Source organism: Campylobacter sp. US53 (genome assembly GCF_004378995.1).
Taxonomy (GTDB): Bacteria; Campylobacterota; Campylobacteria; order Campylobacterales; family Campylobacteraceae; genus Campylobacter_D; species Campylobacter_D jejuni.
Genome location: NZ_RYYH01000003.1, coordinates 110,438 through 126,605, shown reverse-complemented (window position 1 = coordinate 126,605; position 16,168 = coordinate 110,438). Strand labels below are relative to the sequence as shown.

The 16,168-nt window shown below is 29.4% G+C and carries 12 protein-coding genes; 4 read left to right on the top strand and 8 right to left on the bottom strand.

Annotated features, from left to right (window positions below):
* Positions 1 to 28: 28 nt before the first annotated feature.
* From ELQ05_RS03735 to ELQ05_RS03720, 4 genes are all read right to left on the bottom strand, one after another.
* Entirely contained in the window at positions 29 to 841 is an 813-nt protein-coding gene (locus tag ELQ05_RS03735) for a flagellar hook-basal body protein (RefSeq protein WP_070300922.1), read from the bottom strand.
* Between the two features lie 154 nt (positions 842 to 995).
* A complete protein-coding gene (ftsZ, locus tag ELQ05_RS03730; protein ID WP_002852071.1) occupies positions 996 to 2,108 on the bottom strand; it encodes a cell division protein FtsZ in 1,113 nt (370 codons plus the stop codon).
* Between the two features lie 15 nt (positions 2,109 to 2,123).
* The gene (gene ftsA / locus ELQ05_RS03725; RefSeq protein ID WP_134239954.1) at positions 2,124 to 3,512 is read right to left on the bottom strand and encodes a cell division protein FtsA; all 1,389 of its coding nucleotides are present in this window, start codon (positions 3,510 to 3,512) and stop codon (positions 2,124 to 2,126) included.
* Positions 3,509 to 4,999, bottom strand: a complete 1,491-nt coding sequence (locus tag ELQ05_RS03720; RefSeq protein WP_134239953.1) for a peptidylprolyl isomerase — start codon at positions 4,997 to 4,999, stop codon at positions 3,509 to 3,511. The genes ftsA and ELQ05_RS03720 overlap by 4 nt, the downstream gene beginning before the upstream one ends.
* Before the next feature lie 159 nt (positions 5,000 to 5,158).
* On the opposite strand from ELQ05_RS03720, the gene rsmH reads away from it, so the two are divergent.
* The gene (rsmH, locus tag ELQ05_RS03715) at positions 5,159 to 6,097 is read left to right on the top strand and encodes a 16S rRNA (cytosine(1402)-N(4))-methyltransferase RsmH (protein WP_134239952.1); all 939 of its coding nucleotides are present in this window, start codon (positions 5,159 to 5,161) and stop codon (positions 6,095 to 6,097) included.
* Positions 6,097 to 7,017, top strand: coding sequence for a hypothetical protein (locus ELQ05_RS03710; protein WP_134224815.1), 921 nt, complete (start codon positions 6,097 to 6,099; stop codon positions 7,015 to 7,017). The genes rsmH and ELQ05_RS03710 overlap by 1 nt, the downstream gene beginning before the upstream one ends.
* Here the strand turns inward: ELQ05_RS03710 and ELQ05_RS03705 are convergent.
* Positions 7,005 to 7,496, bottom strand: a complete 492-nt coding sequence (locus ELQ05_RS03705; protein WP_134224814.1) for a hypothetical protein — start codon at positions 7,494 to 7,496, stop codon at positions 7,005 to 7,007. The genes ELQ05_RS03710 and ELQ05_RS03705 overlap by 13 nt on opposite strands.
* 148 nt (positions 7,497 to 7,644) lie before the next feature.
* Here ELQ05_RS03705 and ELQ05_RS03700 point away from each other — a divergent pair, with 148 nt between their 5' ends.
* Positions 7,645 to 11,397: a class I SAM-dependent DNA methyltransferase gene (locus ELQ05_RS03700; RefSeq protein ID WP_134239951.1), complete on the top strand. Its 3,753-nt coding sequence runs from the start codon at positions 7,645 to 7,647 to the stop codon at positions 11,395 to 11,397.
* 27 nt (positions 11,398 to 11,424) lie between these two features.
* On the opposite strand, the gene ELQ05_RS03695 is transcribed toward ELQ05_RS03700, so the two are convergent.
* On the bottom strand, positions 11,425 to 12,615 hold the full coding sequence (locus tag ELQ05_RS03695; protein ID WP_134224812.1) for an acetate kinase: 1,191 nt from the start codon (positions 12,613 to 12,615) through the stop codon (positions 11,425 to 11,427).
* A 13-nt stretch (positions 12,616 to 12,628) separates the two neighbouring features.
* Positions 12,629 to 14,134: a phosphate acetyltransferase gene (pta, locus tag ELQ05_RS03690; protein WP_079862139.1), complete on the bottom strand. Its 1,506-nt coding sequence runs from the start codon at positions 14,132 to 14,134 to the stop codon at positions 12,629 to 12,631.
* A 91-nt stretch (positions 14,135 to 14,225) separates the two neighbouring features.
* On the opposite strand from pta, the gene flgH reads away from it, so the two are divergent.
* Entirely contained in the window at positions 14,226 to 14,924 is a 699-nt protein-coding gene (flgH, locus tag ELQ05_RS03685; RefSeq protein WP_057042773.1) for a flagellar basal body L-ring protein FlgH, read from the top strand.
* Positions 14,925 to 14,953: 29 nt separating this feature from the next.
* On the opposite strand, the gene ispG is transcribed toward flgH, so the two are convergent.
* A complete protein-coding gene (gene ispG, locus ELQ05_RS03680) occupies positions 14,954 to 16,027 on the bottom strand; it encodes a flavodoxin-dependent (E)-4-hydroxy-3-methylbut-2-enyl-diphosphate synthase (RefSeq protein WP_134239950.1) in 1,074 nt (357 codons plus the stop codon).
* Positions 16,028 to 16,168: the final 141 nt, after the last annotated feature.

Below are 16,168 nucleotides of genomic sequence, written 5' to 3'. Positions count from 1 at the left end.
TTTAATCCTTTTTTTATTTTATTTTAAATTATTTAACAGCTGCAAGCTTATTGATAGCTTCTTGATTTAAGTCATCCATATGAGCTGTCATAACTTTTTGATACATTTCTACCATTCTGTTTGCTTCAATCAGTCCTACCATTTCAGTAACTGGATTAACATTTGATCCCTGAGAAAAACCTTGGCGAATAGCATTGGAGTTTTCCAAATCTCTAATGCGGGTTAGATCATCTATTTTATAGACATTATCCCCATCTTTTTGCAAAGCTCTTATATCATCTACTTGTGCTACAAATAATCTTGCATTTTGAGCTCCATCAACCTCAATGCTTCCGTTTTTATCAACGCTAATTTGAACAGCACCATTAGGAATGCGTATGCCAGCATTCTGAGGATTATTAAAATAATCACTACTTAATACCTTGTATCCTTGCTTATTTACCAAATAACCCTCATCATCAAGTTGAAAATTTCCATCTTTAGTTAATCTTACTTCTCCATCTTTGGTTTGAACCAAATAAAAAGTATCTTCTCTAGTCATTGCCAAATCCAAAGGATTGTTTGTGGCCTTTAAAGAACCTAGACTAAAATCCGTATATTCTTGAGAAACTTGCGGGATTCCATCTATTGTAGTATTTACAAAACGAGATGCATCTCTTGTGTGATTTTCTATAGGCAACTCATCCTGAGTTTCTTTAAAAATCCTTTTAAAATCTGCAATAACCACATCATCTCTTTTGTATCCACTTGTATTAATATTGGCAAGATTATTAGTAATCACATCAAGTTTATTAAACTGAGTTACCATTCCGCCAGTTGCTTGATAATATCCATTTTGCATATTTTCACCTATAAAATTAAGATTTTATAGCTATAAAAGCAAAGAGTGTTCCAACTTTTAAAAACAAAGAAAAATAAATATTTGAAAGATTATTAGGAGAGAATTTTAAACTATAAAAAGCAAGATTTGACTCAATCTTGCTTTAAAATCAATTTTAATCCATTTGACGACGCAAGAAAGTCGGTGTTTCAATTTGCGCCATTATCTCTTCATCGTAACCACCGCTTACCTTTTTAAGACTTAAATAAGGATTTTTCTTAGAAGCTTGAGCTTCTTCGGTAGATTTTTTAGCTACTGTATCTTTGTCTTCAAACCCTGTCGCAATAATAGTCACTTCAACTCTATCTTCCATGCTATCATCTGTGGTAGAACCAAAAATAATCTTAGCATTTTCATCAACAATTTCTTGTATACTATTTGCTGCTGCTGAAATTTCAAACAAAGAGCAATTAGAACTTGTTTTAAAATGTAAAATAACTCCCTTGGCACCTTTAATATCCATTCCATCAAGCAAAGGAGATTCTATAGCGTTTGAAAGAGCCTCTTCTATAGCATTTTCACCACTAGCACTACCAACACCCATAAGTGCGAGTCCGCGATGACTCATGATGGTTCTTACATCTGCAAAGTCAACATTAATATCTCCATTATCAAGCAAGATAGACACCATACCTTTTACAGCACGAGCTAAAATATCATCAACCAATCTAAAAGCATCTTTAATGCCTGCTTTTTTATCAATAATGCTCAATAATTTTTCATTTTGAATTACAAGAATAGAATCACTTTCTTTTTTAAGCTCAAGGAGACCGCTTTCAGCAAGTTTTTTTCTTTGTTTTCCTTCGAATGCAAAAGGCATAGTTACAACAGAAACAGTTAAAGCTCCAATCTCTTTAGCTGCTTGTGCAATAACTGGAGTGGCACCCGTTCCAGTACCTCCACCAAAACCTGAAGCAATAAATACAATATCACTTTGACTAAGACTTGCTTTTATTTCTTCAAAACTTTCTCTAGCACTTTCTGCACCTACCTCAGGAAGCATACCAGCGCCTAAACCTTTAGTTTTTTTCTCGCCAAGTTGAATTTTAGTTTTTGCTAATGAAATTGAAATAGCTTGTGCATCAGTATTTGCTGCAATTAAATCAAGATCATTTAATCCCATTTTAACCATATGGTTGATCATATTACCGCCACCGCCACCGCAGCCTATAACCTTAATTTTTGCACCTTTATTATGTTGCATTTCTTCTACTAAAAATTCACTCATAAAAATTTCTCCTTGTTAAAATTGATTCATAATTTTATGCCAGATATTTGAAAAAACGCTAGGTTTTTTTTCTTTTGGCTCTTTAAAATCTAATTGTTCTTGTATTGCAATTGTATCATTTTCTTGCAAATTTTCATCAAAAAAATCAGATTTTATTTCACTTTCTGTATCTTTTTGCAAAACAATATCTTGTTTGATTTGACGATTAAAATTTTCAATTTCCCCTTTATATCTTAATTTTTCATTAGAATCAAGTTCATAAGGCGTAAAATACCCCGCTCCATATAAACAAAGTCCTATAGCACAAGTATTTTCAGGATCATTAAAAATTTCACTAAAACCAGTAATCAAATCTTTTCTTGCAGTAGCTAGTCTAACTGAGCGATTATCAAATGTTGCAGGAGCTAGCTCATCAATACCTGCTAACTTAGTCATTCCACCTGTTAAAACAACTCCACCGCCTATAACATTGGCATAACGATTATCACTTAAGATTTTTGCCAAAATCATCAAAGTTTCTTCCGCTCTTGCATAAACTACGTTTGAAATAATATCCAAAGAAACTTCATTAACCTTTCTTTCATCACCCATTGAAGGAATTTGTATAAGGGTATTAGGCTGTTGCGAAAGAGCTGCATAATTAAGCTTGATTTTTTCTGCTTCTTTTAAAGGTGTATGCAATGCCATTGATAAATCTTGGGTAATATTAATCGAGCCAATTTGCAAACAATCATTATATCTAATTGAATTTCCAGTATGAACAACCATATCACAAATCGCTCCACCCATATCAATCAAAACAGCACCTAATTCCTTTTCACTATCATCTAAACAAGCTATAGCTGAAGCATATCCTGAAAGAACTATATTATCCACTCTTAAATCAGCTAATTCAACTGCTTTCTTAAGATTTTTAATATGAGATTCTTGTGAAATCACTATATGGGTTGAAACTTCCAAACGATTGCCACTCATTCCCAAAGGATCATCAACATGTTCAAGATCATTAACCTTAAAATTATAAGGCAAAACATGGATAATTTCATAACCACTTGGTAGATTGGCAGTATGCTTAGCTGTACTTACAGCACGATGAATTTCTTTAATGCCTATTTCATGATTTGGAATATTAACAACACCTATGCTATCAACGCTTTTAGTATAAGCACCTGATATAGACACCACAACCTTATCATAATGAACTCCGCTCATCATCTCAGCACTTCTAACAGCTTCTTCAATAGATTTAGAAGCAAGCTCTATATTGGTAATGGCACCTTTTTTAACCCCGTTGGTTTTCGACTTGGAAAAACCAATAATTTTTAATCCATCTTCATCTTTTTGAGCAATAATGGCACAAGTCTGGGTTGAGCCTAAGTCAATTCCTAATATATTCAAAATCAATTCCCTTTATAATAAATTTTTATCGGATATATCTTTTTAAGTTCATCAACAAGTTCTTGCTTAAGCTCATTTGCTTTTAAATTTTGCAAATTTTGTTCAAGCATAGTTTTGTATTGTTCAAATTTATCGGAGTTCATATCTAATTTTTGTTTATTTATTTTATATAATATTGCTTTATTGTCATTAATGATCACATAAGAACTATTTTGATCAGTATTAAATACATTCATTAAAAAATAAGCAAATTCAGAATCATTTAATATCTTATCACTAAGCTTTACACTCTCGCGAGAACTATCTCGACTTACAAAGCCTATATCATCGCCTTTAAAATTTACTAAACTATCTTTAGCTTTTTCTTCTAAATTTTTTCTAGCTTGTTCGCTTAAATACATAGGTAAAACTTCTTCTCTAGCTTCTTCAAAAGTTTTATTTCTTATAAGATCTACTTTATTTAGTTTAACTATGATATATCCGTTATTATAAGGTGCTGGTCGTAAAACATCTCCATTTTTAGCTTTATTCAAAAGATCAATTGGATAATAAACATCAGATTCACTAATATTTTGATCTTTTTGAAAATTATCTTTCCCATTTTTTAAATCTAAAAATTTAGCATTAGCCGCATTCTTTAGTTGCATTAAGGCGTAATCTTTAGCAACTTCATTTTTAGCAGACTGAAAATCCATCACTTTACCTGCAAAATCTTTATATTTTAGTTTATTTTCATCTTGATTATAAAATTTTTCTAATTCTTTGTCGTCAATTTTCTCATTGCTAACTGGCAAAAAATAAGTTGAAATTTCATATATTTTTTTAGTTTTATAATCTTCTTTATGTTCATTCCAAAGCTTTTTTAAATCCTCTTCATTAATCTTAATATTTTTTTTGTCATAATCAATTTTTGCAATACTTAAAGCATCTTGCATGAAATAACTAGAAGCTAACATCTTTAATTCCTCATCTTTGCTAGGAATATTAAAAATTTGATTAAGTTTATCAGTAATTACTTCATTTGCAAGTTGTGTTTCATAATCTTTTGGAGTTAAATTATTGGCATTTAAAAGTTCATAATAAATTGTTTTGTTAAAATCCCCTGTAGGATCTTGAAATTCTCTAGTATTTGCAAGTTTTTGTAAAATTTCATTCTCGTTTACGCCAATACCCAAATCTTTAGCAAAATTTAACAAAAGCTTATCTTCAACAAGAGAGCTTAAAGCTATATTTTTAATGCCTAGTTGCTCAGCATTTTCTGGAGTTAAAGCACCGTTGCTAATTTGATTATAATAACTTAAAATTTGTCTATATCTAGTATCAAATTCGCTAAAACCTATCTTTTCATTTCCTACGGTTGCAACACTCGAACTTCTATTGAGATTAAAATCATAAGCACCCCAACCTAAAAAGCCGGCGCCAACAAAAGCTATAGTACTAACCCATATAGTAACAACAAGATATTTTTTGTGATGTTGCATCCAAGTAAGCATATCATTCCTTGATTAAATTTAAACTAGATATTGTATCGTAGAAGTGTTTAAGTGGAGTTTAATTATAAAATTTTTACCAAAAAATATTTGTTCTTTAAATTTTATGATTTTTACAATGAAATTTAGTTATAATTATAGTTTATAAAAATTTATTTAGGATTGATTTTGGAAATTCCTCATATCCCAGTTTTGCTTAATGAAGTTCAAGAAATTTTTAAAAATCTTAAAACAGGTTATTTTTTAGACTGCACTTTAGGATTTGGCGGACATAGTGAAGCTTTGCTTAAAAATCATCCTGATCTTAAATTCATTGCTTGTGATCAAGATCAACAAGCTTTAGAATTTTCTAAAAAACGTCTCAAAGATTTTCACAATAGGATAACTTTTATACAAAGTAATTTTAGTGAAGTTTTAGAAAAAATTTCACATAAAGAAGAATTAAGAGGTATTTTAGCAGACATTGGAGTTTCTTCATTTCAACTCGATAATAACGAAAGAGGTTTTAGTGTAAATTCTGACTTTTTGGATATGAGAATGAATCAAAACTCCAAAATATCGGCTTATGAGATTATTAATACTTATACAAAAGAGCAATTAACTTCCATTTTTAAAGATTATGGAGAATTGCACGATGCACATTTTATTGCTGAAAAAATTTGCTTAGAAAGAAGTAAAAATCCAATCAAAAGTGCCAAGGAACTTTATCAAATCATAGGAAAAGGCAAACAAAATCATAGAAAAATTTCCAAAGCTACTTTAACATTTCAAGCCATTAGAATAGAAGTAAATCAAGAACTTAAAGTGCTTAAAGATTTTCTTGGGCATTTAGAAAATTTAAAACCAAAAAATTGCATTTTAGCAATCATTAGTTTTCATTCTTTGGAAGATAGAATAGTAAAAAATTTTTTCAAAAAATGGTCAAAAAACTGCATTTGTGATGAAAAAATAATGCGTTGCGAATGTGGAAATAACCATAGCCTAGGGCAAATAATAACCAAAAAAGCTATAAGCGTAAGCAAGGAAGAATTTTTAAAAAATTCTCGCTCTAGTTGTGCTAAAATGCGGGCTTTTTATTTTAATAATTTGGACAATAAATAATGCTAGAAGATGATTTTATAAAAGAACGCCAAAACATACGCCAAAAAATGCTGAAATTTTCTCGTGCCATAAATCAAGGCAAACCGCTTGATGATGATTTAAGAGATGAAATTTCTAGCGATGATATTTTAAGACGTCGTTTTAAAAAAAAGACTCCTAATAAATTCTTAGAAGAACTCGATGAAGAGTATGAGTCAAAACATACTAAAAAATCAAATATATATTTAAAAGAAGATCTGATCAATGTTAAATTAGAAGAAAAGCAATCTCTTGCTAAAAAAATTTTTTCCAAAATGAAAGAAAGAAAAAAAGAAGAAAATAAAAAAACTAAAAAGATTTTTTCGTTTGGAAGAAAAAAAATAAACGAGATAAAAAATATTCAAACCAAACCAAAAATTCAAACAAAAAATGATCAAAATCCTATCCAAGATAAAAAAGAAAAAAAAGAATCCATAAAATCTATAGAAAAAATTCAAAAAACTGAGCCCAAGATACAAATTTCTCAAACTATAGAAAAACAACCCAATATTAAACAAAGTTTGGAAAATTTACAAAAAAAGATAACACCACAAGAAAATAAACAAGAACTTCCAAAACCACCTAATCAAGCTCAAGAAAAACAACAAAATGATGAAGATACTCAAAAAGCAAAAAATGTTTTACTAGAAGGCTTCTCTAATGCCACCAAAGAAGATAGAAACCTAAATTTCAATCATCTTCTTTTTGCGGCTTTGCTTGTTAGTTTTGCGTTATTTTTATTTGCTCCACAAATTTATATTAGAAATCAAATTTATTATCTTAGTAGAGAAATTGCTACATTAAGAACAGAAGAAAGCGTTTTAAACGAAGAAAATAAAGATTTAAAAAGAAGGCTTGAAAATATGCGATTCCAAAATCAAATTTTAGATTATTTAGAATGAATAATTTTATCTAAAACATACTGCTCTAAATTTGCTTTTGGAATTTCTTCTTTTAAGGCTTCCTTATAAATTTCACCTGCCATTATAGAGTATTTTTCATAAGTAAAATAAGGAAAATGCAAAGCCCAGGCTTTTTGTATTATTTTTTTTGAGATTATTTTGCGAGTATAAACTTTAAAAATATCATATCCTATAAATACACAAGCAGTAACCATAACAGCACTCACTATGCTTATATGAAAGTCAAGTTTTGTTAAAAAATAATGAGTAATTAAAAGCAATGGCAACAAAACCACAGCACAAAAAACACCATAATAAATATAAGAATTTAGAATTTTGAAATTAAAATTTAGCTTAGAGGGATCTACAAGCATACCGTCATTAAAAAGTGCATTTGCTTCTAATAAATCTTTTATAAGAACAGGTTGTTCTGATACTTTAAATAAAAAACGAAGGCTAAATTCTTTAAATTTTTTCATAATCCATGCTTTATTTTTTAATTAAAATTTTATCCAAAGAAAATTAATTCCAACTAAAAAATCATTTTCATAAATAAGCACAAGTCTTTAAATTTTTTAGATATAATTTAAAATGTCAAATTTTTAAAAATACTTTAGAAAGAAAGCCATGAATTACTATCAAGAACTTAAAAAATACCTCAACAATAATCTTTTTACAAGCTATTCTTTAGAAATTGACTTTCCTAACATTTACAATTTTAACGCAAATCAAAAAGCCTTTAAAGATATTTTAACTAAAATTACAAAAATTTACGACAAAAACAAATTTACAAAACAAAATGAACATCAATTTGAAGATGAATTTATATCAAAAGTATTAGAAATTTTAGGGTGGTACTTTGTAAGACAGGATGAAAAAATCATACAAGGAAAAGTAGAAAAACCCGATTTTCTACTTTTTAGCAATGACAAATTAAAATCAAAATACGAAAATTTAGACAAAGAAACAAAAAAATCAAGCAATGATTTCACAATCATTTTAGAGTCAAAAGCTTATAATATAGAAATAGACAATAAAAAAGTAAAAGACAACCCACACTTTCAAATTCTAAGATATCTAGGTAATCTTAAGAAAAATTATGGTTTTTTAACCAATGGTAGATTTTGGCGTTTTTATGACAATTCTATACTGAATTCAAACAAAGTTTTTTACGAAATCAATCTAGAAAAAATCATTGAAGATCAAAATATTGAAGCTTTTGCGTATTTTTATAGCGTATTTAGCGCTTTTAATTTCACAGAAAAAGAAGATCATTTAGAAATAACTCTACAAAACAATAAACTTTCAAAAATCAAAATAGAAGATGATTTAAAATCTATCATTTATGGAACCAATGGAAATGAATCTTTATTTGAATTCATAGGCTCTAGAATTTACAATAAAACAAAGGCAGATTTAAAACTAATCTATGAAAATTCTTTATATTTTATCTTTAGGCTTTTATTTATTGCTTATTTTGAAGATAAATTTGAAATTATACTAGAAAAACATAAGTATTTTAAAAGTAAAATCAGTCTTAGAACCTTACTTAAAAATTTACAAGAAGATGAAAGCTCAAGTGGTGGTTTTGGAGAACTTGAAAATATTTTCAACATTTACAACAAGGGCAAGGGAAATTTTGACATGCCTGTTTTTAATGGTGGGCTGTTTGATGAAAGCAAAACCGCTCTTTTAAACACGCCAAAAATCTTTAACGATAAAGATTTAAAATTTATTTTAAACCAATTATTAAATTTTAAAGATAAAAATCTAAGCTTTAAAAGAGATTACAAAACTTTAAGTGTAGAACATTTAGGCACGATTTATGAAGGCTTACTTTCTTATTTTTTTGAAATAGCAAATGAAGATATTTACTATGTAAGCTATAAAGAAAAATCAAAAGAAATAGAATGTTATTTTGATAACTATGATTTTAAAATTTTAGAAAAATCAAAAAAAGTAGAAAAATACACCTTTTACAAAAAAGGACAAATTTACCTTAAAAATACTAGCAACTCAAGAAAAGCAAGTGCAAGCTTTTACACACCTCAATCCATAGCTAATTTTTTAATTCAAAGTGCTTTAAAAGACAAACTAAACAATGAAAATATTTTGAAATTTAAAATACTAGACAATGCTTGCGGTAGTGGACATTTTTTAGTTGGAGTTTTAAATGCTATTACACACATTGTTTTATCAGATTTTGATCATTTTACAAATTTAAAAGAACTTTACGAAGAAGAAAAAGAAAATATTTTAAACTATATAAAAGATTTTGTGCAAGACTATGAAGTAGATGAGAGTGATATTTTAAAACGACTTTTACTAAAACGCATTATTTATGGGGTGGATTTAAACCCTTTTAGCATAGAGCTTACTAAACTTAGCCTTTGGATAGATAGTTTTATCTTTGGAACCCCACTTTCTTTTATAGAACACCACATAAAGTGCGGCAATGCCTTGATAAATTCTAATCTAAGTGATTTTAAAGATTTGATAAAACAAAACTCAAGCAACCTTTTTACAAATTCCATAACACAAGAATTTGAAATTTTACAAGAAGTATTTGAAAAACTTGATAATCTAAAAGATACCAACGAAGAACAAATCAAACAATCTAAACAAATCTATCAAAATGAAATCACACCAAAACTTGATAAACTAAATTTATATCTAAATTATATCAACACGCTTCATTTTGTCAACAAAGAAGAATTACAAATTCTAAAAGCCCTAAGTCAAGATGATATACAAAATTTAAGCCAAAATGAACAAGCAAAAAGCATCATTAGCAAATATCAAAAAGAATTTAATTTCTTTAACTATGAGTTAGAATTTCCTGAAATCATAGAAAATCAAGTCTTTAAAGGCTTTGATATCATCATAGGTAATCCACCTTGGGATAAAACTAAATTTAGTGATAGTGATTTCTTTCCACAATACAAAAGCGATTATAGAAGCTTAATCGCTAGCAAGAAAAAAGAAATTCAAGACAATTTGCTAGCTAAAGATTATATAAAGCAAAATTACGAAAAACAAAAAGCATATATAAATGATTTAAACGAGTATTATAAAAAAGCCTATCCTTTAAACAAAGGCAGTGGAGATGGAAATTTATTTCGTCTTTTTGTAGAAAAAAATCTTTCTCTTTTAAAACAAGATGGAAATTTAGCTTATGTACTTCCTAGTGCTTTGATGTTTGAAGATGGAAGCTTAACTTTAAGAAAAGAAATTTTAGAAAATAAAACTTTAGAGTATTTTTATAGTTTTGAAAATAGACAAGCTATATTTGCTGATGTGGATTCAAGGTATAAATTTGCTCTTATGCTTATAAAAAACACACAAGCAAATCACACTCATAAAATCAAAATGATGTTTTATAAAACAGATATAAACTCACTAAAAAACAAAGATGAAATTTTAACTCTAAGCTTAAAAGATATCAAAAAGCTAAGCCCAACTCACCTAGCCTTAATGGAGTTAAAAGACAAACAGGCTTTAGAAATTCTAAGAAAATCTTATAATGCTTTTCAAAACTTGTCTTTTGATTATATAGATTTTAGAAGAGAACTTGATATGACAAACGATAAAGATTTGTTTATAGAAGAGTTTAGGGAAGGACTTTTACCCTTATATGAAGGTAAAATGATACATCAATTTGATGCAAATTTTAGCCAAGCTACTTATTTTTTAGAAAAGGCTAAATTTGATGAGCATTTAAAAAGTAAAGAACTTTATAGAGCTAAAAAAGCTACACAAAAAGAATTAAATCCTAAATTGATAAAATACGATAGAGAATTTTTTAGACTTGGATATAGAAAAATTTCAAGAGATACTGATGAGAGAACTTTGATAGCTTCTTTATTGCCAAAAAATTGCGGTGGAGCTGATAGTACTTATAGTAACATTCCAAAACAATATGTTTTAAAAGATGATGTAATTTGCATGGATATAGTGCCTTATGAAAGAATTTTATTTGTTTTGGCTTTGTTTAATTCTTTAGTGGTTGATTTTATCATAAGAAATATGGTACAAATCAATGTAAGCAAATCTTATTTAGAAAGAATTCCCCTGCCTCAACCAAGTGATGAAGAAATTCAAAACAATGAAATTTATAAAACCCTCGCTAAAAATGCTTTGCTATTACAGCTTTATAATGATCAAAATCATCATTTTGATGAGCTAAAACAAGAATTTAATATAAAAAATGAAGAAATTCCAAAAACTAAAAAGGCTTATGATATCTTAAGAGCAAAAAATGATTTATTGGTTAAAGAACTTTATGATTTAAGTGATGATGAATTTTCTTACATGATAAGCACTTTTAAAGTTTTAAATGAAAAGCAAAGTGAATATATAACCTTGCTAAAAACTATATAAATGAAAGATTTATATAGTTTTTAAAATTTAATTTTTACCGATAAGTTCTTCTGTGATTCTAGCGATTTCTAATTCTTCATCTGTAGGAATAACAAGCACCTTAACTTTAGAATTTGCATGATTTATCATTCTTTCGCCCGAAATCCTTTGTTTGTTAAGTTCAAAATCTAACTCGATACCAAGATGAGCTAATCTCTCACATACTTTTTGTCGAACCAAACTATCATTTTCTCCTATGCCACCTGTAAAAATAATAGCATCGGTTTTTGGCAACACAGCAAAGTAAGATCCTATATATTTGACAAGACGATAACAAAACATATCAAGAGCCAAGCGTGCTTTATCATTACCTTGTTCTATCTCTCTTTCTATATCTCTAAAATCATTATAACCGCAAATTCCATATACTCCACTTTTTTTATTCATCAGTGTATCTATTTCTTCTATAGTTAAACCCTTAAGATGACTAATAAAAGGTAAAATAGCAGGATCTAAATCTCCACAACGCGTTCCCATAATAAGTCCTTCAAGCGGAGTAAATCCCATAGAAGTATCTACACTCTTACCTTTTTCTATGGCACATACACTTGCACCATTTCCAAGATGAGCGGAGATAACATTTAGTTCACTTTTATCTTTTTCAAGCAAACTTGCCGCTCTAGAACTGACAAAAGCATGAGAAGTCCCATGAAAACCATATCTTCTAATATTATGCTTATCATAAAAATCATAAGGCAAAGCATACATATAAGCAAAATCAGGCATAGTGCGATGAAAAGCTGTATCGAAAATAGCCACATTTGCAACACTAGGTGCAGCTTTAATCATTGTTTTTATACCTGCTAAATGGGCAGGATTATGCAAAGGAGCAAAAATACTAACCCTATCTATCTCTTTAAGAACATAGTCATCTACTAAACAATGCTCACTTAAATTTCTTCCCCCATGAACTATACGATGACCACAGCCATCAAGAGCATTTAAATCCGCTAAAATTCCTGATTCTTTAAAAAGCTCATTGACTATACTAAGTCCTTCTTCGTGATTATTTATCGTTAATTCTCTTTCAAAACTTTCATTATTTAAAACATTTTTTAATATAACTTTTGAATTTTGCTCTCCGATTTTCTCTACTAAGCCACTCGCTTTAACGACTTTATTATCAAAAAATTTAAATTTAATCGATGAAGAACCCGAATTTAAAACTAAAATTTTCATTTATTATTCCTTTCTATTGAGCTTGTATAGCACTTAAAATAACAGTATCTACAATATCATCTACCAAACATCCACGACTTAAATCATTAACAGGTTTTTTAAGACCTTGTAAAATAGGACCGATTGCTAAAGCATTAGCAGTTCTTTGAACTGCTTTATAACAAATATTTGCTGCATTAAGATCAGGAAAAATATATACATTTGCATGGCCTGCTATCTTAGAATTTGGCATTTTCTTTGCTGCAGTTTTTGGATCGTAAGCGCAATCAAACTGCATAGGACCATCTATATTTAACTCAGGGTATTTTTCTTTAGCAATCTTTAATGCTTCTTTTACAAGATCTACACTTTCCCCTTTACCACTATCACCGCTAGAATAAGAAAGCAAAGCTATTTTTGGTTCAAGTCCAAAAGACTTAGCAGTCATAGCACTTACATAAGCACTAGTTGCAAGCTGTTCAGCACTTGGATTTGGATTTACAGCACAATCAGCAAAAGCTAAAACTTGATCTTCAAGCCCCATAAAGAAAATTCCCGAAACAGAACTAATACCTTCTTTGGTTTTAATAAGTTGCAATGCAGGGCGAATCGTTTCAGCCGTAGTAGTCGATGCTCCACTAACCATAGCATCAGCTTTTCCAGTATGTATAAGCAAAGTTCCAAAATAAGTTTTATCCTGAACTAGCATCTTAGCCTCTTCTAAACTCATTCCTTTAGATTTTCTTGCCTCGTAAAGAATGGAAGTAAATTCTTGATTATATTCTGAATTGAGTGGATTCATAATTTGTATAGTACTTAAATCAAGACTTAATCTAGCAGCATCTTGTTTGATTTTTTCCTCATCACCCAATAAAATAAGATCAACAACTTTACTTTTTAATAAAATTTCAGCAGCTTTTAAAATTCTCTCATCATTACTTTCTGGCAAAACAACAGTTTTTTTATTTTTTACGCTTTGTTTAATCAATTCATATTTAAAACGATGCGGAGTTATAAAATCATACTCTTCAAGCTTTTGCACTTCTTCAAAATTAAAATTTTCATTAATCAAAACATAATTACGACCATCTAGGGCATGATCGAAATATTTTTGAGCTATAAGTTTATCTTCATCGTTAATAATAGCAGCAATAGGGGTATTAAGATTTTTAGCCAATTTTATACTAAGATCAAATCCATCAAGTATTCCAAATTCACAAAAGCTATTTACAAGCACAAAATCGTATTTGCGTTTTAACTCTTCGTATTCTTCTAAAATAACATTAAAAAAATTATGAGGATCTTTGCTAAATTCCTCCATTGCTTCTCTAAAGGTAAAACCATAAGCACTTTTTACGGTTTGGTTAATATTAAATTCTTCCAACCAACCTTGCAAAACAGGGACACGATGTATGTATATCACAGGACAATAAATTGCGATATTTTTGTAAATTTTGCTATAATTTTTAAGCAAATTTGTACTAATAATAGTATTTAATTCATCACTTCTAGATCTCATCAAATAAAGATTTGCCATCATTTTCTCCTTGAATTTATAAATGTGGAACACTCTTTGCTTTTTCTAATTTTAACAAAATAAAAATAAAAAATTTATATTTTAAAGGACGAAAATGAAAAAAGTTTTATTTTATGTGTTACCGTTTGCGTTTTTTGGTTGTTCTGCAACGGTTGATCCACAAATTTCAATGAAACCACCTGCTTATGTAGAAGAACTTGCACCAAAACAAAGTAATAATGTAGAAAGTGCACCAGGATCTCTTTTTGGCAAAGGGGATAATCCTTTATTTTCAGATAAAAAAGCTATGAATGTAAATGATTTAGTTACAGTTATTATACAAGAAAGCACCACTCAAAGCACACAAGCCAATAAAGCAACAAGTAGAACTAATACCTCAAATTTAGGCGGAGGTGCTTTAAAAGGAAGTTCAGGAGTGGTAGCTAATGCTCTTAATAAAGTCAATGCTTATTCTAATATAGGCTTTCAAACCAATAGTTCAAACAACTACACAGGAACAGGCTCACAAAGCAGAAATGAAAGTTTCAATACTACAATTTCAACACGTGTAATTAAAATTTTATCAAATGGTAACTATTTTATCGAAGGTTCAAGAGAGCTTTTAATCAACGGAGAAAAACAAATCATACAATTAAGCGGTGTTATTCGTCCTTATGACATCGGTCAAGACAATACTATAGATAGTAAATATATAGCAGATGCTAAAATTCTCTATAAAACAGAAGGTGAAGTGGATAGAAGCACAAGAAAACCTTGGGGTAGTAAAGTTATAGAAGCGATATGGCCATTCTAAAAGCAAGGTTAAACCTTGCTTCTTGGCTTTTATTCTTTTGCAGCCCTACTTTTAACCTCATCTTCAACTTCAGTTAAAAATCTATCTACAAGTTCGCTTTCTTTTAATTTAGCTACAACTTCACCATGTCTTATAACAAGTCCTTGATTTTTTCCAAAGGCTATAGCCACATCAGCACCTTTAGCTTCACCCAAAGCATTTACCACGCAGCCCATGACACTGATATTTAAAGGTTCTTTTATATGCTTGGTTTTTTCCTCTACGATTTTAATCGCACTTAACAAATCACTTTGAATCCTACCGCAAGTTGGACAAGAGATGATATTTACTCCGCTTTTTTGCACTCCGCTATCTTGTAAAATCGCCCTTGCTACACGAATTTCTTCTTCAAGTTCGCCCGTCATAGAAACACGCATAGTATCGCCTATACCTTTAAGAAGTAAATTTCCTAAAGCTATAGAACTTTTTACGGTGCTATGAAATTTAGTTCCTGCTTCAGTTACCCCTAAGTGAAAAGGATAGCCACAAAGCGGTCTTAATCTCTCATAAGCTTCTATAGTTTTTTGAGCATCTGAAGTCTTCATTGAAATTTTAATATCAAAAAAGTCTAAATCCTCTAAAAGCTTGATATTATACATCGCACTTTCTAGCATAGCATCGACACCATAGCCAAATTTATCGCTAAATTGTTTTTCTATGGAGCCGTGATTTACACCGATGCGTATAGGGATACCCTGTTCTTTACATGCTTTTACCACTTCTTTGATATTTTCTTTAGAGCCTATATTGCCAGGATTTATACGCACTCCATCGATAAATTCAGCACAATATACAGCCAAATTATGATTAAAATGAATATCTACGATTAAAGGCAAAGGACTTTTAGCTTTAATCTCTTTTAAAGCCCTTGCATCAGCCATATCCAAGCACGCCAAACGCACTATATTTGCTCCTGCAAAATAAAGACGATTGATTTGTTCTAAAGAACCTTCTATATCTCTTGTTTTAGTAAAAAGCATCGATTGAACTGAAATAGGTGCATCACCGCCTATTAAAACATTTCCTACTTTGATTTGTCTGGTTTTGAATCTTTTATACTCCATAACTTCACTCTTTGAAAAATTTTAATATCAAATTTTAACTTTTTATTGCTTTAATTAAAGTTTATTTTTGATAATATATTTAAATTTCACGACATTTAAATATTTATGAATTATACATATAAATTAAATACAATTAAAAGA